Annotated in this window: 17 protein-coding genes and 1 pseudogene; 3 read left to right on the top strand and 15 right to left on the bottom strand. The window is 67.2% G+C overall.

The features are described 5' to 3' along the window. Window positions 1-13 precede the first annotated feature (13 nt). From EOW65_RS10265 to EOW65_RS10225, 9 genes are all read right to left on the bottom strand, one after another. Window positions 14-571 (bottom strand): NAD(P)H-dependent oxidoreductase, encoded by a 558-nt coding sequence (locus tag EOW65_RS10265; protein ID WP_128149130.1) that lies wholly within the window; start codon window positions 569-571, stop codon window positions 14-16. Between the two features lie 271 nt (window positions 572-842). Continuing rightward, window positions 843-1,964: a Hint domain-containing protein gene (locus EOW65_RS10260; protein ID WP_240664624.1), complete on the bottom strand. Its 1,122-nt coding sequence runs from the start codon at window positions 1,962-1,964 to the stop codon at window positions 843-845. A gap of 91 nt (window positions 1,965-2,055) precedes the next feature. Further along, window positions 2,056-2,838: a hypothetical protein gene (locus EOW65_RS10255; protein ID WP_240664622.1), complete on the bottom strand. Its 783-nt coding sequence runs from the start codon at window positions 2,836-2,838 to the stop codon at window positions 2,056-2,058. A 42-nt stretch (window positions 2,839-2,880) separates the two neighbouring features. Continuing rightward, the gene (locus EOW65_RS10250; RefSeq protein ID WP_128149126.1) at window positions 2,881-5,373 is read right to left on the bottom strand and encodes a Hint domain-containing protein; all 2,493 of its coding nucleotides are present in this window, start codon (window positions 5,371-5,373) and stop codon (window positions 2,881-2,883) included. Window positions 5,374-5,856: 483 nt separating this feature from the next. Then, window positions 5,857-7,170, bottom strand: a complete 1,314-nt coding sequence (locus EOW65_RS10245) for a TRAP transporter large permease (protein WP_128149125.1) — start codon at window positions 7,168-7,170, stop codon at window positions 5,857-5,859. A gap of 21 nt (window positions 7,171-7,191) precedes the next feature. Next, window positions 7,192-7,764 (bottom strand): TRAP transporter small permease subunit, encoded by a 573-nt coding sequence (locus tag EOW65_RS10240; protein WP_164880058.1) that lies wholly within the window; start codon window positions 7,762-7,764, stop codon window positions 7,192-7,194. Continuing rightward, complete coding sequence (locus EOW65_RS10235) at window positions 7,764-8,759, bottom strand: TRAP transporter substrate-binding protein (protein WP_164880057.1); 996 nt, start codon at window positions 8,757-8,759, stop codon at window positions 7,764-7,766. Before EOW65_RS10235 ends, EOW65_RS10240 begins: the two co-directional genes overlap by 1 nt. A 68-nt stretch (window positions 8,760-8,827) precedes the next feature. Beyond that, complete coding sequence (locus EOW65_RS10230; protein WP_128149119.1) at window positions 8,828-10,549, bottom strand: hydantoinase B/oxoprolinase family protein; 1,722 nt, start codon at window positions 10,547-10,549, stop codon at window positions 8,828-8,830. Further along, window positions 10,546-12,600 (bottom strand): hydantoinase/oxoprolinase family protein, encoded by a 2,055-nt coding sequence (locus tag EOW65_RS10225; RefSeq protein WP_128149117.1) that lies wholly within the window; start codon window positions 12,598-12,600, stop codon window positions 10,546-10,548. The genes EOW65_RS10230 and EOW65_RS10225 overlap by 4 nt, the downstream gene beginning before the upstream one ends. 147 nt (window positions 12,601-12,747) lie before the next feature. Here EOW65_RS10225 and EOW65_RS10220 point away from each other — a divergent pair, with 147 nt between their 5' ends. After that, window positions 12,748-13,473: a GntR family transcriptional regulator gene (locus EOW65_RS10220; protein ID WP_164880056.1), complete on the top strand. Its 726-nt coding sequence runs from the start codon at window positions 12,748-12,750 to the stop codon at window positions 13,471-13,473. A 39-nt stretch (window positions 13,474-13,512) separates the two neighbouring features. Here the strand turns inward: EOW65_RS10220 and EOW65_RS10215 are convergent, their stop codons facing one another. Continuing rightward, window positions 13,513-14,835 carry an NAD(P)/FAD-dependent oxidoreductase gene (locus EOW65_RS10215; protein ID WP_128149113.1) on the bottom strand — a complete coding sequence of 441 codons (1,323 nt, stop codon included), beginning with the start codon at window positions 14,833-14,835 and terminating at the stop codon, window positions 13,513-13,515. Further along, window positions 14,835-16,184: a glutamine synthetase family protein gene (locus EOW65_RS10210; RefSeq protein ID WP_128149111.1), complete on the bottom strand. Its 1,350-nt coding sequence runs from the start codon at window positions 16,182-16,184 to the stop codon at window positions 14,835-14,837. Before EOW65_RS10210 ends, EOW65_RS10215 begins: the two co-directional genes overlap by 1 nt. A gap of 115 nt (window positions 16,185-16,299) precedes the next feature. Between EOW65_RS10210 and EOW65_RS10205 the strand changes: the two genes are divergently transcribed. Beyond that, a complete protein-coding gene (locus tag EOW65_RS10205) occupies window positions 16,300-16,980 on the top strand; it encodes a GntR family transcriptional regulator (protein ID WP_128149109.1) in 681 nt (226 codons plus the stop codon). A gap of 3 nt (window positions 16,981-16,983) precedes the next feature. Here the strand turns inward: EOW65_RS10205 and EOW65_RS10200 are convergent, their stop codons facing one another. The 4 genes from EOW65_RS10200 to repA all read right to left on the bottom strand — a co-directional run bounded on the left by EOW65_RS10200 (window position 16,984) and on the right by repA (window position 20,879). Further along, window positions 16,984-17,235, bottom strand: a complete 252-nt coding sequence (locus EOW65_RS10200) for a WGR domain-containing protein (RefSeq protein ID WP_128149107.1) — start codon at window positions 17,233-17,235, stop codon at window positions 16,984-16,986. 130 nt (window positions 17,236-17,365) lie between these two features. Beyond that, on the bottom strand, window positions 17,366-18,547 hold the full coding sequence (gene repC, locus EOW65_RS10195) for a plasmid replication protein RepC (protein ID WP_128149105.1): 1,182 nt from the start codon (window positions 18,545-18,547) through the stop codon (window positions 17,366-17,368). Between the two features lie 173 nt (window positions 18,548-18,720). Continuing rightward, a complete protein-coding gene (repB, locus tag EOW65_RS10190) occupies window positions 18,721-19,689 on the bottom strand; it encodes a plasmid partitioning protein RepB (protein WP_128149103.1) in 969 nt (322 codons plus the stop codon). Continuing rightward, window positions 19,686-20,879, bottom strand: coding sequence for a plasmid partitioning protein RepA (gene repA, locus EOW65_RS10185; RefSeq protein ID WP_128149101.1), 1,194 nt, complete (start codon window positions 20,877-20,879; stop codon window positions 19,686-19,688). The genes repB and repA overlap by 4 nt, the downstream gene beginning before the upstream one ends. 354 nt (window positions 20,880-21,233) lie before the next feature. Here repA and EOW65_RS10180 point away from each other — a divergent pair. After that, window positions 21,234-22,199 (top strand): annotated as a pseudogene (locus EOW65_RS10180) (IS5 family transposase). Window positions 22,200-22,479 lie beyond the last annotated feature (280 nt).

Below are 22,479 nucleotides of genomic sequence, written 5' to 3'. Positions count from 1 at the left end.
GGGAACTCCGGTCTCAGCCGGCCACGCGCAACGGCGCGGCAAGGGCGTGGGGAAGGTGCGGGGCGAATTGCGCCACCGCGCGGTCAAGGCGTTCGAGGATCGGGCCGGCGGTCAGCCCGGCCGCCGAGAAGTCGGCCGCCGAGGCATAGAGCCCGGTCGGCAGGGTGATCGCCTCGAAGAAGCCGAAGAGCGGCCGCAGCTGGTGTTCGATCACCAGCGCGTGGCGCTCGCCGCCACCGCAGGCCGCCAGCAGGACCGGCTTGCCGGCCAGCGCCTCGGGCTCGATCAGGTCGAGGAAATGCTTGAAAAGGCCGGTGTAGCTGCCCTTGAACACCGGGCTTGCGACGATCAGCGCATCGGCCGCGAGGAAGGCCGCGCGATGGCGGTCGAGCGCGGCCTCCCCGCCCTCGCGCAGGGCGCCGAAGCCGGGGCCGAGGTCATCGACATCGAAGACATGGGCCTGGCCGCCGAAACGGGCGGTGGCACGGGCGGCAGCGGCCTCGACCAGCGCGCGGGTCTTCGACGGCCGGCTCCAGGAACCGGCAAAGGCAGCGAAACGGGGACCGGACATGGCGGCTCCAAATGACGACTTTATCTGTAGATAATTGATAAAGTCGGGGCCGCTCTGTCGCCATTCCAAACTCCCCCGGGTTTGGAGCTGAAAACCGCGCTCCGGGGCGCAGCAGGGAGAAGAGTTTTCCGCCGTGCGCCGGCCCGGCCGGACTCACCGCCCGGAAGCCGGTGGCCGCCCGGCTCCGGGCAGCGCGTGACCCCCTGAAGAAGGCCCTGCCGCCGGTCACCGCCGCGGCAAATGGCGTTTGCTCAAAGGACGCGGCCCGCGCTCAGAGGATGAGGGCCCGGTTGTTGCGCTGATGCCGCTCGACCAGACGCTGCGCCCTGGACCTGGCAATGGCCCTGCGCGCCGTATCTGCCTCTGACTGCGGTGCGGCGACGAGCTCTGGAAAAAGCGCCGCGATTTCGTCGAGCGCCCCGGAGGGCAGCGATTTCAGCGCCTGCCGGCCGGCAAGGAAGCTCTCGGTCAGCGTGCCGTTCGAGAACACGAGGTGATGACCGTCAAGCAGGAAATGCCAATAGGTCACCTCGGCCAGATCCGTGGCGATCTCGACCCCCGCGAGACCGAGCAGGTGCTTGGCGGCGACCAGAACCTCCGCCTCGCCGAACATGCGCCGCGCGATCGACGAGCGGACCAGCACCCTGTGCTGCGGCGAGACGACCAGATCCCGTTCGGGCTGGTTCGGCCCGAGCGCGCCGGCACGGATCCGGATCGGACGCAGATTTGGCCAGGCCTCCAGCTCGGCCGGGCCGAGATGACGCGCCCCGATCCAGCACAGCGCGCACGCGCCGCTGTCGAGCGTGAGCACCAGATCGCCACAGCGCAGGGTTTCGACACTGACCTCGCCTCGCGGCGTCCGGATCAGGGTTCCGGCCGAAAAGCACGGCACGACGGGACTGTCGATGTTCGCAGAGATCGTCCCGCCACTGTATTCGGTACCGTTCCAGGTGCCGAGCTGGATGCTCACGATATTGCCCGGATAGAAATCCGTCGGCCAGGTGGCGTTCAGCGCATTGTTGATCCGGAAGACCATATCGCCATTCTGGAGCTGCCAGGTGGTGAGCGTCATCGTCCAGGTCTGGGTATCGCCGTTGAAATCCGTGTAGGTGAGGACGCTGTTGCTGTAGAGTGCGACTTCGTTGACGATGCGCGGGACGCCGTCCGGGGTGACGATCCGATCGCTCCCGGCGGTCGAGCCGTCATCGGCGTCATTGTCACGCAGGGTGCCGTCATTGTCCCCGTCGATCATCTGCATGGCGCCGTAGCGGTAGTAGTCGAAGTTCGCGCCCGCTGCATAGGTCGTCCCGTTCAGACCCGACCGGAGATCATTGTCGCCGACCTGGGGCACCAACCCGATGCCGTACCACGCCCACATGTCATACGTCGCCATGTTTCACCTTCTGGTTGCTGAATGAAGTTGAAGGCGAGCGGGCTCCGGGCTGCCCGCTCGCAAGCGTTCACCTGTCGCCGTCAAAAGCGCGTCATGACTTCGGCACCAGCAGCTTCGCCGGACGCGCCTGCTCCGTCGCGCGAAACAGGCTGAAGGTCTGATTGATCATCGAGGCCACCCCTTGCATCGAGGCGACCCAGCGTTCGAGCTCGGGCGTGCGTTCGACCGCGATCAGCTGGATCGGACGGTCGGGGCCATCGGCCTCGAACTGGCAATAGCACAGCGGATCGCCGCGCTTGAGCACAAGGTCCTTGCCGGTGTCGTGCCATTCAAAGGCCCACATCAGCGGCCGCACCCAGGCATGGATCGGGAACCGCCCGCCGAAGATCGTCCCGGGCAGCGGCGTGGGGCGGTAATGCGCGAAAGCGTCGAGCTGCGTGACATAGCAGATCTCTTCGGCCGCGAAGCAATAGCCAAGGTTGAGCTGGACCGTCGGGCGATCCGGAAAGCGCCACTCCGCCTCGTTCACCAGATGCAGGATCTTGCCGAGCTTACCGGCGCGCACCGCGCCCTGCGGCCCTGCCCGGTTGACCAGCCGCGCGACGCCCTGCGCATCGCGTTCGAAGCCGATATGCAGATCATAGGGGCAGCGCAGCACGAAATACCGGCTTTCCAGCTGCACCACGCCGGGACAGCGGGCGGCGGATTTTGCATGGGTCCGGTTCGCCCCCCGATTGCTCAGCCGTTCGGGCGGGAACAGCACCGCCGAGCCGCTGTCCTCGAGCAGGAACCAGCCCACCGTCACCGGCCCGGATTTCAGGCTGTAGTCAGGGCGCTCCAGGGTGATGCCAACATCCATTCGCAGTCCATCCATGCAAGGTGCGGGCCACGGCAAGCGTGGCCCGTGTCCGGGCGATCAGGCGACCAGCGGCTTGCGGTTGCGCAAGACACGCTCCGCCAGCTGCCGGGCCGCACGCCCCGGGACGAGGCGGCGCACCGCCTCGGTCTCGGCACCAAGGCCGAGGGCGAGTTCGGGGAACAGCGCCAGGATTTCCTCGCGGACCTCGGGGCTGACCGCCTTCAGTGCCTCGGGGCCGGTGAACAGGCTTTCCGTCGCCGCACCATTCGAGAACACGACCTGATGCGTGTCGAAGAGGAAGTGCCAATAGGTCACCTCGGTCACGTCCTCGGCAACCTCGACCCCGTCGAGGGCCAGCAGATGCTTCGCCGCGACGAGCACCTCGGCCTCGCCGAACATCCGCTCGGCGACGCGGGAACGGACAAGCACCCGGTGCTGGGGCGAGACGAGCAGGTCGCGCTCGGGCTGGTTCAGCCCCAGAACGCCGGCCCGGATCCGGATCGGCCGCAGCTTCGGATGCTGCACCAGCTCCGCCGCCCCGACCTGGCGCCCGCCGATCCAGCGCAGCGGCTGATAGCCCGAATCGAGCGTCAGCACCTGCGCACCGGGCTGGAGATCCTCGACCGCGACCTCGCCGTGCCGCGTCTTGATCCGCGTGCCCGAGGCGAAGCAGACGACATTGGTCTGATCCCAGGTCAGCCCGCCGGTGATGCCGGTCATGGTCAGCGTCGGCCCGCTCATGTCGGTGCCGTTGAAGCTGATGACGCCATCGGCCAGATCGTGGTTCATCGCCATGATCGGCTGGACGAAATTCGTGCCGTTCGCCGCGTTGTAGGCCGCAAGCGTCGCATCGTTGAAGATGCCGCTCAGATCGACGAAGTCGTTGTTCGACTGGTTGCCATCGGTGTAGGGTCCGCCGCTGTCGGTACCGAAATCGGTGATGACATCATCGCTGGCGCCATCCCAGACGAAGTAGTCGTCGCCGGTTCCGCCGGTCAGCGTGTCGTTGCCGTCATCCCCCCAGAGCGTGTCGTTGCCCGCGTCACCGGACAGCACGTCGTTGCCGCCTTCGCCAAGAATGATGTCATCGCCGGCACCACCAGAGAGCGTATCGTTCCCGTCAGGCCCGCCGGCGCCATCGCCGCCCCACACGGTGTCATTGCCATCGCCGCCGTCCAGCGAGTCCGCCCCGGCTTCACCGAAGAGATTGTCGTCGCCGCTCCCGCCCAGGAGGGTGTCGTCGCCGGTCCCGCCCCAGAGCGTGTCATTGCCGGCCTCGCCGACAAGGGAATCATTGCCGTCGCCGCCATCGAGGGAGTTCCCGGCGGTGTCGGTGACCCCGTCGCCCGTCCCGGCCCAGAGCGTGTCATTGCCGGCGCCGCCATAGAGCGTATCCGCGCCGATACCGCCTTGCAGCGAATCCGCATCATCGCCGCCATCGAGCACATCATTGCCAGCGTCGCCGTAGAGAGTATCGAAACCGGCCGTGCCCCAGATCGTGTCGTTGCCATCGCCGCCATAGACGAGGTCATCGCCGGTCGGGTTGAGGCTATCGCCGCCGTCGATCACATCGTCGCCGGTGCCGCCATAGAGCGTGTCGTTGCCGGCATTGCCGGTCATGCTGTCGTTGTCTGCGCCACCATAGACCAGGTCATCGCCCGCGCCGCCGCGCAGGATATCAGCCCCGGCACCGCCATCAAGCGTGTCATTGCCGGGCAGCGTATCACTCGCAGCATCCCCGAAGATGGTGTCACTGCCGTCGCCGCCGACGAGCGAATCGCTGCCGTTCCCGCCGTCGATGCTGTCATCGCCGCCGTAACCGAAGATGCTGTCATTGCCGTCATCGCCATAGAGGCTGTCGTTGTATCCGGTGACCGTATCGTTATCTTCGCCGTAGATCCGGTCGTTACCAGTCCCACCATAGACCAGGTCGGCACCGCCCATTCCCCAGAGCGTGTCGTTGCCGGTTCCACCATAGAGCGTATCCGTCCCGATGCCAGCGGCGAGCACATCAGCCCCGTCGTCGCCAAAGAGCAGATCGTCCCCGGTGTCCCCGCCGATTGTATCGTTTCCGGTACCCCCGTAGAGCGTGTCGTTGTCCGCCCCACCATCGAGGTAATCCGCGTCATCGCCGCCGTAGAGGGTGTCGTTGCCGGCGTCGCCAAAAAGGGAATCGTTCCCGATGCCGCCCAGCATGCTGTCGTTGCCGGTCCCGCCGGTCAGGTTGTCGTTGCCGGCGTCCCCGCTCATGAAGTCGTTGTCGGCACCACCAGACATTGTGTCATTGCCGTCACCGCCATACATCGTGTCGCGGCCGGTGGTGGTCTCGTATTCGACCAGAACGTCATTGCTGCCATTGCCGTAATAGACGTCGTTGCCGTTGCCGCCATAGATCCACTCGCCATTGGCGGCGGGGTTCGACCCGGGAAACAGCACCTGCGTGCCGTTGCCGCCGGTCATCGTGTCATTGCCGTCGCCGCCGAAATACCGGTCGTTGGTATTGTCGTTGGTCCAAGTATCGTTGCCGCTGGTGCCGAAAACATCAGCCATCGTACGCCCCCATATCACCCACAAAATCGCGCGCGCACAGCACTCTTGCGGATGGCGCCGGTATGGGGGCCGCCAGGCCGGAAACAGGGTGACACGAACGAGACCTTCTCAAGGATGATGAGATCCGGCAGCAGGCGATTCGTGCCATTTCTCATCTCGATGTCAGACCTGACGCAGATCAGCGTCAGCTGTGCCCTGTTGCATCGGCCGCGGCCCCGTCGCCGCCGGCCGGAGCGGAGCGGGCCGCGGGAAGCATCACAGCAAGGTCCGCCCTGCACTCGGAAACAACAGGGCCGCCCCGCCTTCGCGATGCGGCGTCATCCCGTCTCCGCAAAGCGAAGCACGGGAGCGCGCCGCGGGAACCTGTCGTGTTTCAGCAATGGGGCCCGGTTGGGTGGCACGCTCCGGTCGCCGCCGGAAACCGCCTTCGGGCCGCGCCCGGCACGGGATCACGCCGGGGCCACGAGGGCCCCGGCGGGCCGGTCATGCGCCGTAAAGCAGGTCCGGCAGCCACAGCGCAAGCTGCGGGAACAGCACCAGCAGCAGCACCGCCAGCCCGAACAGCAGGAAGAACGGCACCGAGGCCCGCGCCACCCGCCCGAGCGGCCAGTTCGTCAGCCCCTGCAGCACGAAGAGGTTGATCCCCACCGGCGGCGTCAGCAACCCGATCTCGACCATCAGCACCAGGAAGACACCGAACCAGACCGGGTCGTATCCAGCCGCCGTCACCAGCGGCAGGGTCATCGGCAGCGTCATGACGATGATCGCCACCCCGTCGACGAAGATCCCGAGCAGCAGGTAGAACACCGCCAGCAGCACGATCAGCGCCAGCGGATCGAGGTTCATCGCGCCGATCGCGGCGCCCAGCTCCTGCGGCAGGTGCAGATAGCCGAGCGTCGTCGAGAGCAGCGAGGCCGAGACCAGGATGATGCAGACCATCGCGCTGGTCCGCACCGTGCCCATCAGGCTGACCCGGATCAGCTCCCAGCTCAGCTCGCGCAGCAGCGCCAGCACCACGAAGGCGGCCAGCACCCCGACCGCCGCCGCCTCGGAGGGGGTGGCGATGCCGGAATAGATCGCGCCCAGAACGATCCCCATCAGCGCCACCACCGGCAGCAGATCCACCGCCGCCCGCAGATAGTCGCGCAAGGCGAACTCCTGATGCCCGGCCGGAGCGATGCCCGGGCGCAGCAGCGCCATCAGCATGATGAAACCGGAATAGAGCCCCGAGACCATCAGCCCCGGCAGCACCCCTGCGGCGAACAGCCGGCTGACCGAGACCTCGGCGAGAATGCCATAGATGATCATCGCGATCGAGGGCGGCAGCAGCAGCCCGAGACTGCCCGCCCCGGCCAGCGAGCCGACCGCAAGGTTCTGGTCATAGCCACGCGCGACCAGCTCCTTCGAGGTGATCTTGCCGACCGTCGCGGTGGTCGCGGCCGACGAGCCGCTAACCGCGGCGAACAGCGTGCAGCCCAGAACGTTGGTGTGCAGGAGCCGCCCGGGGATCCGGTCGACGAAGGGGGCCAGCCCACGGAACAGCCGCGACGAGACCGAGGAGCGGAAGATCAGCTCGGCCACCCAGATGAACAGCGGCACCGCCGCCATCTCCCAGGTGGAAGCACTGCGATAGGTGATCGTGCCGGCGATGGTGAAGACGCGCTCCAGCGGCATGCCGACCAGGAAATGCAGGCCGGCGAAGGAGACAAGCAGCAGCCCGGCAAAGATCCAGACCCCGCTGCCGAGGGTCAGGACAAGCATCGCGATCAGGGCCAGGCCGGAAACGAGCGGGTCCATGTATTCCCTTTCTGCCTGTCGTTACAGGTCGTTCTGAAGTGGGTCGATCTCTCCCGGCGGCACCGGGCCGGGCAGGTCGAAGATCTGCCGCAGGGTCCAGGCCAGGACCTGGAGGCTGAAGATCGTCATCCCCGCGGCGCAGACCGCCTCGGGGATCCAGAGCGGGATCTCGGCGACCGAGCTGGAGGTGCGCCCGCGCTCGAAACTGCGCAGCGCCGTCCGGCCGATCACCAGCGCGATCTGCGAGGTCACCGCCAGCGTGGCGAGGCCGCAGATCGTCTCGAGCGCCCGCCGCGGGCGGCCCGACAGCCGGTCGACCAGCAGCCCGACGCGGACCAGCGCCGAATGCTCGAAGGCATAGCCGAGCGACAGGAAGGTGGCCCCGGCGATCGCATAGCCCACCACCTCGTCCAGCACGAAGGTCGAGCGGTCGACCATCCGCAACGCGATCTCCAACAGGATGTGCAGCACCATGCCGACGACCAGCAGCGCCGCCACCGCCGCGGCGGCCTGCGACAGCGCATAGACGCCGCGCTGGAAGAGCATCGCCGGCCGGTTCCGGCCGGCGATGTCGCGGGTGTCGGACGCGCTCATCATTGCGCGCGTTTCGCGTCGAAGGCGGACAGGATCGCGTCGGCATCGGGACCCATCTTCGCCTTCCACTCCTCAAGCGCGGGCTTCGCCGCCTCGGTCAGCGCCGCGATATAGGCCGGATCGACATCGGTGACGACGGTCATGCCGTGGCTCTTCATCTCGGCATAGTTCTGCGACACCCGGTCGGCGAGCAGGTTCCAGCCGAAATCCTCGGCCGCCTTCGCCGCCTCGGCGACCCAGGCCTTCTGCTCGTCGCTCAGCGCCTCGTAGGCATCGCGGTTCATGTGCACGAATTGCAGCGGCATCGCATAGTTCACCTCGGTGAAATGCGACTGCTGTTCCCACAGCTGCGAGGCAGAGCCGCCATCGGCCGAGGTCAGCACCGCGTCGATCGCCCCGGTCGAGAGCTGCGGCACGGTATCGGCCCAGCTCAGCTGCACCGGCGTCGCGGGGGTATTGCCGAAGGTGATCGTGCCATTCGCGTCATAGGTGCGCAGCTTGACGCCGGCGAGCGCCTCCATCGAATCGAGCGGCTTGTTGCCCCACAGCCCGCTCGGCGGCCAGGGCGTGGCGAACAGCAGCACCTGGTTGTCGCGCTCGAGCACCGCCTCGTAATAGGGCTTGGCGATCTCGTAGAGCGTGCGTTCCTCGGCCGGGGTGGTCACCAGGAAGGGAATCGAGGACAGCACGAAGACCGGGTTGATCCCCGACCACGGCGTCGCGAAGGACGAGGCAAGGTCGAGCGCCCCGTCGCCGACCGCGTCATACTGATCGAGCGACTTGTAGCCGAGCGCCGCACCGTGATGCGCGGTCACCACGATGTCGCCACCCGAGACCGCCTTCAGCGTCTCGATGAAGGTGTCGGCGGATTGCGCATGGACCGAATTCGGCGGGTATTCGTTCGCCAGATCCCAGGTGACCGATTGCGCCCAGGCCGGCAGCGCGGCAAGGGCGAGCGCCCCGGCAAGAAGAGGTTTGGTCAGCATTTTCAGCATGTCTCGATTTCCCTGTTGGTTTTTCGTGTTCGGTGGAACCGGGGCGGCGGCCACCGCCCCGGCTGCGCTCATCCGCGTCGTTGCGCGGGATAGTTCCGGTCGAGGAAGCCGGGGCTGTATTTGCCCGACAGCGCGTCCTCGGCCACCGCCGCGGCGCTGCGCTCGTCCGCGGGGCCATAGCCGCCCGAGCCCGGGGTCTCGACCACGATGACCTGATCGCGGCGCAGCGGCACCGCCGAGGGCTTGGCGACCAGCACCGTCTCCCCCGCCCCGCCCTTCAGCACGAAGCGCCCGGGCCGCCCGGCACCCCCGCCGAAGATCCCCCAGGGCGCGTGGGCGAACCGTTCGCCCGCGCCGTTGAAGGTGCAGTCGTGATCCACCGGCGCGATCACCCGGCGCAGCCCCGCGCCACCGCGATAGCGCCCTGCCCCGCCGGAATCCTCGACGAACCCGTAGCTGAGCACCCGCAGCGGATATTCGGTCTCGATCGCCTCGATCGGCAGGTTCGAGGTATTGGTGATATGCACCTGCACGCCGTCCTTGCCGTCGCGGTCATTGCGCCCGCCGGCGCCCCCGCCGAGCGTCTCGAGATAGAGATAAGGCTTGCCGTTGCGCGGGTCGATCCCGGAAAACACCGCGGTGGTGTTGGCGCCATTGGCGGCGCCGACCGCGGCCTCGGGCAGTGCCGGGGCCAGCGCGCCGATGATGACGTCCACCAGCCGCTGCGAGGTGTTGAGCCGCTGCGCCACCGGCGCCGGGGCGATGCAGTCGACGATGCTGCCCGGCTCGGTCAGCAGTTCGCAGCACTCGAGAATACCCTCGTTGTTCGCGATCTCGGGGTCCAGCAGCGTGCGCAGCGCATAGGCGACCGCGGCCTTGGCGGCGTTGCGGGTCAGGTTGATGTTGCCCTGCACCTGCGGTGCCGATCCGCGCAGGTCGAACACCGCCCGGTCGCCGCTCACGGTGATCTCGAGCCGGAGCGGAATGTCCGAGGTGCCGCAACCATCATCGTCCATCACATCCTCGAAGCGATAGGTGCCGTCGGGCAGACCGGCGATGGCGGCGCGCATCCGGGCATGCGTGCGGCTCAGCAGCGAGGCCCAGACCTGCTCGATCAGCGCCGCGCCATAGCGCCCGGCGATCTCGCCGACCCGGCGCAGGCCGAGGCGGCAGGCGGCGATCTGCGCGAAGTGGTCGCCCCGGCGTTCCTCGGGGATCCGGGCATTGAGCAAGAGCAGATCGAGAATGTCCTGCTGCAGCTCGCCCGCCCGGAACAGCCGCACCACCGGGATCCGCAGCCCCTCCTGATAGATCTCCGACATGCCGCCGGCCATCGAGCCGGGCACCATGCCGCCGATGTCGGCGTGATGGGCGATGTTGCACACGAAGCCCAGAAGCCGGCCCTCGACGAAGATCGGCGCGGCATAGTTGATGTCGGGCAGATGGGTGCCGCCCGCCACATGCGGATCGTTCGCCACGAAGATGTCGCCCTCGCGGATCTCCTCGGGCGCATAGCGCGACAGCACCGCCTGCATCAGCCCGGTCATCGAGGCCAGATGGATCGGCAGCGACATCTCGGCCTGCACGATCAGCCGCCCCTCGCGGTCACAGATCGCCGTCGAATGGTCGTGGCGTTCCTTGATGTTGGTCGAATAGGCGCTTTTCATCAGCGCGATGAAGGTCTCGTCCACCACCGAGCGGAAGGCCGAGGCGACGATCTCGACGGTGATCGGATCGGGCCCGCCCTGCGGCGCGGCGGCAGAGGCGGTGCGGGTGTCGTGAAGGGTCAAAGCTCGGTCTCTCCGCGGGTGATCAGGATGTTGCGGGCTTCGTCGACACGCGCGACGTCGCCCGGGAACAGCAGCAGGGTGGAATCGAACTGGTCGATCACGGCGGGGCCGGTCAGCTCGGCGCCGGCGGCCAGCTCGGCCCGGTCATAGACCGGGGTCTCGAGCGCGGCCGGACCGCTGAACCAGACCGGACGCCGGGCCTTGGGCTGCGGCGTGCGCGAGGCGGTGTCGCGCTGCGGCGGCGCGCCGATCTTCGGCCGTGCCCCCTGCGGGGTCATGCGCAGCGCCATCACCTCGACCGGGTCCTCCGGGTTGAAGAAGCCGTAAGCCCGGGCATGGGCCTCGAAGAACGCCTGCCTCAGTGCGTCAAGGTCGGTCAGCGCGCCGGTGACCGGGATCTGCAGCTCGTAGTTCTGGCTGGTATAGCGCATGTCGGCGACCAGCGTCGCGCTGCGCTCGGCTTCGGGAATGGCCTCGGCCTCGAACCAGGTCCCGGCCTCGGCGCGCATCTCCTCGGCCAGCCGCGACAGCACCGCCCCCGCCGCCGCGTTCAGCGCGATGCGCTGCGAACGCACGAGGCTTTCCGACCGCCCCGCGACCAGCAGCCCCTGCGCGCACAGGATGCCGGGCGAGAGCGGCACCAGGATCTGCCGGATCCCGAGCGCGCGCGCACAGGCCTCGGCATGCAGCGGCCCGGCACCGCCGAAAGGCATCAGCACGAAATCGCGCGGGTCATGGCCGCGCTCGACCGAGATCGCCCGGATCGCCCGCACCATGTTGGCGGCCATCACGTCCAGGATGCCGCGCGCCGCGGTCTCGACCGTGCAGCCGAGCCGCGCGGCCACCACGCCCACGACGCGGAAGGAGGCGTCGACATCGAGCGACATGTCGCCGCCCAGAAGGCCGCTGGTCGACAGCCGGCCCAGCACCACATTGGCATCGGTCACCGTCGCCTGATCGCCACCGCGGCCATAGCAGGCCGGGCCGGGCCGGGCGCCGGCGCTGGCCGGGCCCACTTTCATCAGCCCGTCGCGGTCGAACCAGGCCAGAGAGCCGCCGCCCGCCCCCACGGTGTTGATGTCGACCATCGCCATGCGGACCGGGAAGCCCGCCACGTCGCGGTCGAAGGCAAGCCCGATCGCGCGGTCGCGGATCAGCGCCACATCGGCGCTGGTGCCGCCGACGTCGAAGGTGATGACATTGGCCACGCCCGATTGCAGGGCGGTGTGAATGGCGCCGTTCGCCCCCGCCGCCGGACCCGACATCGCAGTGCGGATCGGGAACTCGCGCGCCGTCTCGACCGACATCAGCCCGCCGCTCGACTGGTTCACCCCGAGGCTCGAGACCGGCGAGCGCGCCGCGACCTCGCGCTCGAGCGTGCGCATATATTGCGCGAAGGCCGGCTGCAGATAGGCGTTGAGCAAGGTGGTGGACGAGCGCTCGTATTCGCGGAATTCCGGCATCACGTCCGACGAGGCCGAGACCGCCACGCCCGGCATCGCCGCCGCGATGCGCGCCTTCACCGCCTGCTCATGCGCCGGGTTGAGATAGGCGAAGAGGAAGGCGATGGCGACCGCCTCGACCTCTTCGGCGCGCAACGCCTCGATCACCGCATCGACGCTGTCCATGTCCAGCGGCTCGACCACGGCACCGTCGGCGCCCACCCGCTCGCTCACCTCGAAACGCAGGTGGCGCGGCGCCAGCGGCGGCGGGAAATCGGCCTTCAGATCATACATCTTCGGCCGGATCTGCCGGCCGATCTCGACCAGATCGCGGAAATTGCGGGTGGTCACCATCGCCACCTTGGCGCCGGTGCGCTGGATCAGCGCATTGGTCGCCACCGTCGTGCCATGTCCGATGGCGCGGACGTCGCCAAGGTCGAACCCCGCCTTTTGCGCCAGCGCATCCAGCCCCGCGATGATCGCCTCGGCCGGGTTGGCGGGCGTGCTCGACACCTTGTTCAGGGCAATGCGCCCGCTGCCGCTCTCGATGGCGCAGAGATCGGTGAACGTGCCCCCGACATCGACGCCGATCGTCCAAGTTTCGGACATATCATGCATCCTTCCAGTATTTCATAAAAATACACACTGTATAATATGATGCTGTCAACAACTTGCATTCCGCGCCATTCCATCTTGGAAAATGCACATGCGCAGCTGTATACAAGCGCTTGGAAAGCGTGCAGCGAGAGCGGGAACATGGCAAAAAAAGCCGCGGCGACGAAACCGGCAGCGGAACGCGGGGCGGAACATGTCTACCGCATGCTGCGACAGGCGATTCTGCGGCTGGAGCTGAAGCCCGGCTCGGATCTCGACGAGCTGGAAATCTCGGCCCGCTACGAAGTCTCCCGGACCCCGGTCCGCGAGGCGCTGATCCGGCTCACCGCCGAGGGCCTGGTGCAGGCGGTGCGCGGCCGCGGCTCGCGCGTGGCGGCGATGAATCTCTTCGATCTGCGGGATTTCTTCGAATCGCTCGACCTGCTGCAACGGTCACAGACGACCCTTGCCGCGCTGCGCCGCACCCCCGCGCAGCTGCGCGAGATCGAGGCCGCCGCGCAGGGCTTCGAACAGGCCGCGCCGCGGCGCGATGTCGATGCGCTCAACGAGATGAACTTCCGCTTTCACCTCGCGATCAGCGAGGCCGCGCATTCGCGCCATCTGCACCACGCCTACGAGCGCGCGCTGATCGAGGGGATGCGGGTGGGACATGTCAGCTTCATCGAGCATGACGGCAGCAAGGCGCGGCTGCAGCACCATCTCGACCTGACCATTGCCGATCACCGCGAGATGGTCGCCTTCATCCGCGATCAGGATACCGAAAGCGCCGAACGTGTCGCCGCCCGCCATGTCGAGCTGTTCCGGGACCGGATCGTGGCGACCGTGCTGTCGCCCGATGCCACGCGCAAGATGCCGGTCCCGGGCTAATCAGCCGGGGGGCCCTGCCCCCCTGCCCTACCGGCCGCCTTACACGCCCAGCCGGTCGCGCACCGCGTACCACCACGAGCCGATGACCGAATAGGGCACGCGGAACATCCGCCCGCCCGGGAACGGGATCCAGGGCATCTTGGCGAACATGTCGAAGCGGCTCTGGTCGCCGTGGATCGCCTCGGACAGGATCCGCCCGAAGGTGTGCGAGCCGGTCACGCCATGGCCCGAATAGCCATGCGCGAAATAGGTATTGGCGCCAAGCCGGCCCATCTGCGGCACGCGCGAGAACGAGAGCGCGAAATTCCCCGACCAGGCATAGTCGATCTTCGTGCCCTTGAGCTGCGGGAAGACCTTCTCGAGGTTCTTCCACAGCTTCGCCTTGATGTCCTTGGGATCGGTGCCGCCATAGACGGTGCCGCCGCCGAACAGGAGCCGGTTGTCCGCCGACATGCGATAGTAATCAAGGATATAGCGCACATCCTCGATGCAGACGTCCGACGGCATCAGCTGCCGCGCCAGCGTCTCGCCAAGCGGCTCGGTCGCCATCACCTGGGTCGAGACCGGCATCACCCGCCACTCGAGCGTCGGCACCACATGGCCGAGATAGGCGTTGCCGCACAGCACCATGACCTTCGCCACGACCTTGCCCTTCGCCGTGCTCAGCGAGGGCCGCGCCGAGGCGGTGTCGACCGAGATCACCGGCGACATCTCGAAGACCGTGCCGCCAAGCCGCTCGATCGCCGCCGCCTCGCCAAGGGCGAGGTTCAGCGGGTGCATGTGGCCGCCCTTGTGGTCGATCATCCCGCCCGTGTAGAGGTCCGAGGCGGCGTGCTGGCGCATCTCGTCGCGGCTCAGCATCTCCTGGCTCTCGATGCCATAGCTGCGCCACAGCTTGCGCCGCGCCTCGAGCTCGCGCATGTGCGCCTGCGTCAGCCCGGCAAAGACGTTGCCCTGCTTCAGATCGCACTTGATGTCATAGGTGGCGATCCGCTCGCGGATGATGTCGCCGCCCTCGGTGACGAGGCTTGCGACGAACTTCGCCGCATCCGCGCCATAGCGCCGGCCGATCGTCTGCAAGCTCGCGTTCAGCCCGTTCACGATCTGCCCGCCGTTGCGGCCGGACGCGCCCCAGCCGATCCGCGCGCCCTCGACCACCGTCACCTTGTAGCCCTTCTCGGCCAGGTGCAGCGCCGTCGACAGGCCCGAGAAGCCCGCGCCCAGCACACAGACGTCGGTCTCATGCGTGCCCACCAGCTCGGGCCGCAGCGGCGCGGGGTTGGCCGAGGCGGCATAATAGCTGCCGGTATGGGCGCCGTTGCCCGCATAGGGGTGGTTCGGGAAGGTGGGCTGGGCGTTCATCAGACGGCCTCCAGGTAGGAGTGGTATTCGAAATCGGTGACGTGGCGGGTGAAGCGGCGCAGCTCCTGCAGCTTGCACTGCACGAACATCCGGCGCAGGCGCTTCGAATAGATCTGCTCGACATGCCCGCCCTTCTCGAAGGCCTCGATCGCCGAGGCCCAGTCGGGCGGCAGGGTCTCGATCACCTGCGAATAGGCGTCGCCGAGGATCGGTGCCGGCGGCTCCCACTGCCCCTCGATGCCCAGCAGCGCGCCCCCGAGGATCGAGGCGAGCACCAGATAGGGGTTGGCATCGGCGCCGGCCACGCGGTGCTCGATCCGCCGCGCCTTGTGGCTGCCGCCCGGAATCCGGATCGCCACGGTGCGGTTTTCATAGCCCCAGGCGACCGAGGACGGCGCATGCGAGCCCGGCAGCAGCCGGCGATAGGAGTTCTCGTGCGGCGCGAAGACCAGCGTGTTCTCGGCCATCGTCCGGATCAGACCGGCGACGGCGTGGCGCATCCGCTCGGTGCCCTCCTCGCCGCCATTGTCGAAGACGTTGCGGCCCTCGGCATCGACCAGCGAGAAATGCACATGCATCCCCGAACCGGCCCGGTCGCCATAGGGTTTCGCCATGAAGGTCGCCGCGAACCCGTGCTTGCGGGCGATGCCGCGCACCAGCCGCTTGAACAGCACCGCATCGTCGGCCGCCTCCAGCGGGTCGGCCACATGCATCAGGTTGATCTCGAACTGCCCTGCCCCGTTCTCGGAAATCGCCGCATCGGCCGGAATGCCCTGCGCCGCACAGGCGTCATAGACCTCGTTCAGGAAGGCGTCGAAATGCTGCAATTCGTCGAGCGACAACGCCCCGTCACTGTCGAGCCGCTTGCCGGTGACCGGCGAGCACGGCGGCTGCGGCGCGGCATTCGAGGGATCGACGACGTAGAATTCGAGCTCGGTCGCGACCACCGGCGTCAGGCCAAGCGCCTTGTAGCGCTCGACGATCGCGGCGAGCGCGCGGCGCGGATCACCCGGAAACGGCTCGCCGTTCTCGGTCCGCATCCACAGCTGCGCAAAGGCCGCCGGCCGCGCCGTCCAGTCGACCGGGATCAGCGGCCGGCCGGTGAAATCGCACAGCCCGTCGGCATCGCCGGTGTCCCACACCAGTTCGTTGCCCTCGATGTCCTCGCCCCAGATATCCATGCCCAGAAGCGACAGCGGCATCCGCAGCCCGCCGGAAACGATCTTCTCGACCTGGTCGACCGGCACGCGCTTGCCCCGCATCACGCCGTTCAGGTCGCAGATGCAGGCGAAGATCGTCTCGATTTCGGGTCGGTCGGCCAGCCAGGCCGTCGCCTCCTCGGGCTTCATTGTGATACTCCCTGATATTTTGTGATAGCTTTTTCCGTTTGTGATAGGAATTTCTCCTTGAGTCAAGCGCCGCCCCGGGCCATTGTGCCCCGCACCGCCGCATCCCAAGGCCCAGATGACCGATTTCCCGTTGCCCGAGATCCCGCCCGCCGAAGGCATGACAACCCAGGAGCATGCCTATGCCCGGCTGCGCAACGCGGTGATGGTGGGGGCGCTGAAGCCCGGCACGGCGCTGACCTTCCGGGGTCTCGCGCAGGCGCTCGGCCTCAGCCCGACACCGATCCGCGAGGCGGTGCGCCGGCTCAGCACCGAGAAGGCGATCGAGGTTCTCGGCAATCGCCGGCTGCGCGTGCCGCAGATGACGCCGGGCCGGTTCGAGGAACTGGTCGAGCTGCGCGTGCTGCTCGAAACCCACGCCGCCGGCCGCGCCCTGCCCTATCTTTCGGACGTGGTGATCGACCAGCTCACCGCGCTCGACGACCGGATGGATGCCGCGATCACCGCGCGCAACCTCGACGCGCTGACCCGGATGAACCAGGAGTTCCACAAGACGCTTTACGCGCTGAACCCGGATCAGGCGTCGATCCCGCTGATCGAAAGCATCTGGCTGCAGCTTGGGCCCTTCCAGCGTCAGGTGATCGAGGATATCGCCGCGATCACCATGGTCGACCATCACAAGGAGATGCTGGCGGCGATGCGGGCCCGCGACGGGGCGGCGCTGCGCACGGCGCTCGAGCGCGACATCCATGACGGTTCGATCCGCGCCGGCCGGGCGATGCTGGCCGCGGCCGGCTGAGCCTCAGAACAGCGCGAGCTGCACCGGAATCACCGCATAGCCGCGGCGCAGCTTCAACGCCTTCAGCCGCTCGCAGGCGGCCTCGGCCTCGGACAGCGTGGCGAGGTAGACCGTCAGGCTGCCGCCGCCGGCGCGGCCGATCGGTCCCCAGCGACGGACAAGGCACCACTCGCCGAACAGCGTCTGCGTGACGCTGATCTCGTAGAACCGGCGCTGGCGCCGGATGTGGTTGATCTTCTCGAGCCGGATCTGCACGGGGGCCTCCTTGTGCCCGCTTCCTAGCGCATCGCGCGGCCAAGGAAATCCCCCTTCGACACGGCGCCCGTAAAGTTGACAGCTGTCAACACGTCCTGCCGCGCGCCGCTGGTTGACAGCTGTCAACCGATCACGCCGCGCGGGTGTTGTCGGCGCGCAAAAGCGCCATCACCATCGGCCCCGGCGAGAAGCCACCGGCCGCCGCCTTCGCCGAGAGCGAGCGCAGATAGCCGCCCGGGCTGCGGATCTCGGACGCGCGTTGCAGGATGCAGGCCAGCGTCACCGCCGCCGCGCCGTCGCCCATCGTCGCCCGTGCCTCGCGCCAGGCATCGGCGCTGATGCCGAGCATCGGTCGGACGAAATCGGCCACGCCCACCAGCTCGTGCCAGCTGTCGACGCCATGCGGCGCATAGTCGAGAAGATCGGGACAGGATTTCAGCACAAGGTAAAGCGGCAGTTTCGGCACCGCCCGGTCGGGGTCGGGCGCCTCGGCCGCGGCCAACCCTTCCTGTTCACTGGAAGGTTCAGATTCAGAGAGGAGTCTGTTTGAATCCTGTATGTGCCGCTCGGATTCGAGGGCATTGCCGCTCATTTCTTCTGTTTCGATCGGAGACAGAAGAGCATTCACGGACTCGAGCAGATCCGCCGCCTCGAGCCCCAGGGCTTCGAGCGCTGCCACGTCAAGCTTGCGACGCAGGCTGCGGGCCATCAGGCGGGCGCGGTCGGCCAGCGCATCCCAGTTGCCGCCCAGCTCCTCTCCGAAGGCAATCAGCTTCGTCGCGTCGCGCAGACGCAGCACCACGGCTTCGCGCAGACGCTTCAGCCGCAGGTTGGCCGCCCGGGCTGCCTCCGCCGCCGCCGCAATCTCGGCCGCGCGGACGAGGAGGGGGCGCAGATCGAAGCCGAAGGCCACCGCCAGCCCGCCATCCATCCCACGCGCGGCATAGCGCTTGCCGTTCGGGCTGTCGTGGCGCAGCACGAGGCCCGCCCGCACAAGGGCCGAAAGATGCCGGCGCAGGGTCGATTCCGCCATGCCATGCGTGCGCTCGCCAAGCGCCGCGTTCGACGGAAAAACGATGGTGCCGTCGCCCTCGGCGAGCTGCAGATGCGGATGAAAGCTGACCAGCGCCGAAAGCACGGCGAGATCCCGGTCGGAGATGCCGAAGGCCGCGCGCGCGGCAGTCAGGTCGCGCAGGATCGCCCATTTGTCGGGCGCCGAGGCGGGCAGGGGGGCCTCGGCCAGGGCGCGCTGTGCCAGATGGCCAGCCGCAACCGGCCGCCGCCCGAAAGGCGTCGTGGAAATGTGCTGCATTCGGTCTTCACGAGGCAAAAAGAAATCGGCCACCGCAGATGCGATGTTGACAGCGATTCGTCGGGCCTGTATTTCTTGAGTGCTAGATCAAGAACGGGCCTCTCGGGATGTCATGTCCTGGGGGGCTTTTCTCTATTGGCCGGGTCGTGCCTCCTTGGTTGCGGGTGACGGGATCATGCGCCCTCGCTCCACTTGCGGTGCAGCGCGGGAAGTTCGGTCAGAAGCCAGTCCTCGAACCCACGGTCGAGGCGCTTCTCGAAGCGCAGGGTCAGGCGGCCGCCGCGACGCTCGGCCTCGGCCAGCGGCATGCCGTTCACGCTGTCGATGCGCTGCGGGGCAGGGCGGTTGCGGGCGGGTTTCGGCCCCTTGGCATAGGCAAGCGCCGCCTCGAACCGCGCGTCCGAGGTCGCCCCGCCCGAGAGGTTCACCATCGCCACGACGTCCGAGGCGGCATGGTCGCCCGCCTCGATCGCATCGGCAAGCGCCAGCCAGCGGTCACGGCCCACCGAGGGCGCGGCACCGATCGCCTCGACGACCTCGGGCGCGACCCGCTCGGCCACGGAAAGCAGACGCGAAATCAGGGTCTTGTCCATCGACAGCGTGTCGCCGATGATCTTGCGGTCATAGCCCGCCGCCAGCATCTGCCGGGCGAAACTGGCCTTCTCGATGAAGGAGAGATCGCGGCGGGCGGTGTTTTCCTGCCCCTGCGCGATCAACAGGTCGCGGTCATCGAGCGCCCGCACCAGCGCCTTGACCGGACGGCCGAGGTCGCGCAGGGCGAGCACCCGGCGGCGGCCATAGACGATCTGATAGCGGCCCTCGGCCGAGGGATGCGGGCGCACCAGCACCGGCACCTGCTGGCCGTATTCGGCGATCGAGGCGCGCAGCGCCGCATCCTCGGCATCGTCGCTTTCCAGCCGGTCCTGCACGCCGCCCGCGTCGATCAGCGCCGGGTCGATCTCGACCAGCGCGCGGGCCTGCAGATCGGCGACCGAGCGCGAGATCGCGCCGATCGCGCCACGGGCGAAGCGCGGCCGGTCCGGATCGAGCCCCGAGACCGAAGGGCCCGGAGCGGGGGCAGGGGAGGGGGCCTGCGGATCGGTCGGGCCCATCAGCCCGCTGAGAAGGTTCTTCCGGCTCATCCGCGCCCCCATGCTTTCTGGATCAGCCCCTCGATCTCGCCATTGACCGCGTTCAGGCTTTCCATCGCGCGGTCATAGGTGGCGCGGGTGAACTGCGCCTTGTCGATCTCGTAGAGCGTCTGCTTGGTGATCCCGGCATCCGAGATCGCGGTCGATTTCAGCACCGTGTGGTTCAGCACATGCTCGCCGAAAAGGGCGCGCATGAAGCTGACCATCTGGTTTTGCGGCCCGTCGCCGGGCTCGTAACGGGTGATGACATAGCGCAGCCAGTCGTATTCCATGTTGCCGCCCGCATCGGCGACGACGCCGAGCAGGTTCGAGGTCATCAGCAGGAACTGGCACATCGACATCACGTCGAGCATCTGCGGATGCACGGTGACGAGAACGGCAGTGGCGGCGGAGAGCGCACTCATGGTCAGGAACCCAAGCTGCGGCGGGCAGTCGATGATGACGAGGTCATAGTCGGCCTCGACCTCTGCCAGTTTCTCCGCGATCCTGGTAAAGAACATCTGACCGGAGCGCGCGGCGAGGACACGGGGGGTGTCGTGCTCGAACTCCATCAGATCGAGGTTGCCCGGGATCAGGTCGAGATTGGTGAAATAGGTCTTGCGGATCACCTCGCGCAGGGCGACCGGCTCGTCATAGCGGATCGCGTCATAGAGCGTGCCGCCGTCGAGCAGGTCGAATTCCGGCTGGAACCCGTGCAGCGCCGAGAGCGAGGCCTGCGGATCGAGGTCGATCGCCAGCACCCGATAGCCGTCGAGCGCGGTCTTCTGCGCCAGATGCGCGGCGGTGGTGGTCTTGCCCGAGCCGCCCTTGAAATTGATGACGGTGATGACCTGCAGGTGGTCGCGGGTGCCGTCGGGGTGCGTGCGGCGGCCGGGCAGGTAGGTGCCCGGCACCTTCGCGCCCTGTTCGAGCAGCCGGCGCAGGGCCATGATGTCGTCGGGGGTGTAGAGGCGACGGCCGCCGGGGCCGGTCTCGGGCTGCGGGCCGCGGCCCTCGAGGCTGAGCTTGCGCAGATAGGCGTCCTTGACGCCGAGCAGATCGGCGACCTCACCCGAGGTGAAGCGGCGCAGCTGCTTGTGCGCATCGGGCGGGAACAGCTGCGTGCGATGCGCCAGCAAACGCTCCGATAGCTTCGCGGCATGTTCGCCCACGAGCCGGTCAATCCGGGTCTGTTCCGTCATGTGCTGCCCTCAGCCGAAGCGTTTGTTACGCTCTTTGGCGATTGTTTCTCTGCTTGGCGTAAATGAATGCGGCAGAATCGGGATTCGGGCAAGCCCTTTTCCCACAGCAGCCTGTGGAAAACTTTGCGCGCACGCAAGGGAGGGCAGGGGAGGGGGCCGTTGCGCGTGCCCACAACCAACGCAAATTCCATAGTTCTATCACTGACTTGCGGAGGCACTGTCGCAAAGCTGGGAGCAGGTTAAGGGGGAGTGGGCAGGGTTCTGTCGCAAAATTTTTGGTTCCGTTGGGCGTTGTTGCATAAGTCAGATCAGGAAGGAATCACCTTGCGAATCCCGTAGGTTAAGAGTCTTGGCATGAACAAGCCTGAACCTGCCCGCTACCGCACGACGAACTGGAAATCCGACAACGAAGCGCTGAAGCGAAGCGGGTCGCTGCAGATCTGGCTCGACAAGGACATGGTGTGGCTGGCGCCCAAGGCGGGTCGCACTGGCCGACCGCCGGTGTTCTCCGATGCAGCGATCCAGTTCTGTTTGATGGTGAAGGTCCTATTCGGCCTGCCGCTTCGGCAAACGACCGGGATGGTGTCGAGCATCCTGCAAATGGCCGGGCTGGATTGGCCTGTCCCCGACTTTTCCACCCTGAGCCGTCGGCAAAAAACCATCACTGTCGAGGTCTCGTTCCGCCGGGCCCTGGCCCCCCTGAATCTGTTGGTGGATAGCTCCGGGATCAAGTTTCTCGGTGACGGCGAGTGGCTGGCCAGGACGCAAGGCACGCACCGCCGCCAGTACCGCAAGGTCCATCTGGCCATGGATGCCGCGACAGGCGACATCTGGGCGGTGGCATTCACCTCCAGCCGAGAGGGCGACAGCCCTGTCCTGCACCAACGTCTCGACCAGGTCCCGGATGGCGAGGAGATCGGCACCGGAACGGGCGATGGGGCCTTTGACACCCGCCGCTGCCATGCCGCGATCCTCGCGCGGGGCGGCACCGCGATCATTCCCATCCGCAAGAATGGACGCTTCTGGAAAGAGGACTGCCCTGCTGCGAGGGCCCCAATGACATCCTGCGCGTCACCCGACTCCTCGGGCGGACGATCTGGAGGCGGTGGTCCGGCTACCATGTCCGAAGTCGCATCGAGGCGAAGATGCGCGGTCTCAAGTCATTCGGAGAAAGGATCGCCTCACGAGACCGCGACCGCCAGACCGCCGAAATCCACACCCGCATCCTTCGCAGGCTCTCTCGGACCGGTGGCGTTTGCCTGCTCAGTCATGAACCGCTTCAACGCCCTCGGCCAACCCGAGATCGAACGCGTTGCCTGAGCCTACGGGGGGAAGGGGACGCTCGTCTCAAAAAACGACTTCTGCAACAACGCCGGCGGGATCTCGCCGCGAAGACCCGACGCTCTGCTCCGCCCATGAATTTAGGCGTTTCCCATGCTTCAGCGGTTGCATTTTCGATGCTACTTTAAGGCACCGTTCAGGTCCGGGATGGTTTGACGGCGGCTTGCCTCAGAGGCTGTTTCGGACCGGGGCGGGGCTCTGCAACTGTTTTGACTGTCATTCGGGTAACGAGACGGCGGTGTATGCCTCTCGACATTGT

Source organism: Paenirhodobacter ferrireducens (assembly GCF_004022265.1).
In the GTDB taxonomy this organism is placed as follows: domain Bacteria; phylum Pseudomonadota; class Alphaproteobacteria; order Rhodobacterales; family Rhodobacteraceae; genus Rhodobacter; species Rhodobacter ferrireducens.
The sequence above is the reverse complement of the archived record's forward strand: the minus strand, read 5'-3'. Positions and strand labels throughout refer to the sequence as shown.

Coding starts and splice junctions, on each gene's coding strand:
- EOW65_RS10265 (WP_128149130.1), bottom strand. CDS start 571: ATGTCCGGTCCCCGTTTCGCTGCCTTTGCCGGTTCCTGGAGCCGGCCG.
- EOW65_RS10260 (WP_240664624.1), bottom strand. CDS start 1,964: ATGGCGACGTATGACATGTGGGCGTGGTACGGCATCGGGTTGGTGCCC.
- EOW65_RS10255 (WP_240664622.1), bottom strand. CDS start 2,838: ATGGATGGACTGCGAATGGATGTTGGCATCACCCTGGAGCGCCCTGAC.
- EOW65_RS10250 (WP_128149126.1), bottom strand. CDS start 5,373: ATGGCTGATGTTTTCGGCACCAGCGGCAACGATACTTGGACCAACGAC.
- EOW65_RS10245 (WP_128149125.1), bottom strand. CDS start 7,170: ATGGACCCGCTCGTTTCCGGCCTGGCCCTGATCGCGATGCTTGTCCTG.
- EOW65_RS10240 (WP_164880058.1), bottom strand. CDS start 7,764: ATGAGCGCGTCCGACACCCGCGACATCGCCGGCCGGAACCGGCCGGCG.
- EOW65_RS10235 (WP_164880057.1), bottom strand. CDS start 8,759: ATGCTGAAAATGCTGACCAAACCTCTTCTTGCCGGGGCGCTCGCCCTT.
- EOW65_RS10225 (WP_128149117.1), bottom strand. CDS start 12,600: ATGTCCGAAACTTGGACGATCGGCGTCGATGTCGGGGGCACGTTCACC.
- EOW65_RS10220 (WP_164880056.1), top strand. CDS start 12,748: ATGGCAAAAAAAGCCGCGGCGACGAAACCGGCAGCGGAACGCGGGGCG.
- EOW65_RS10215 (WP_128149113.1), bottom strand. CDS start 14,835: ATGAACGCCCAGCCCACCTTCCCGAACCACCCCTATGCGGGCAACGGC.
- EOW65_RS10210 (WP_128149111.1), bottom strand. CDS start 16,184: ATGAAGCCCGAGGAGGCGACGGCCTGGCTGGCCGACCGACCCGAAATC.
- EOW65_RS10205 (WP_128149109.1), top strand. CDS start 16,300: ATGACCGATTTCCCGTTGCCCGAGATCCCGCCCGCCGAAGGCATGACA.
- repC (WP_128149105.1), bottom strand. CDS start 18,547: ATGCAGCACATTTCCACGACGCCTTTCGGGCGGCGGCCGGTTGCGGCT.
- repB (WP_128149103.1), bottom strand. CDS start 19,689: ATGAGCCGGAAGAACCTTCTCAGCGGGCTGATGGGCCCGACCGATCCG.
- repA (WP_128149101.1), bottom strand. CDS start 20,879: ATGACGGAACAGACCCGGATTGACCGGCTCGTGGGCGAACATGCCGCG.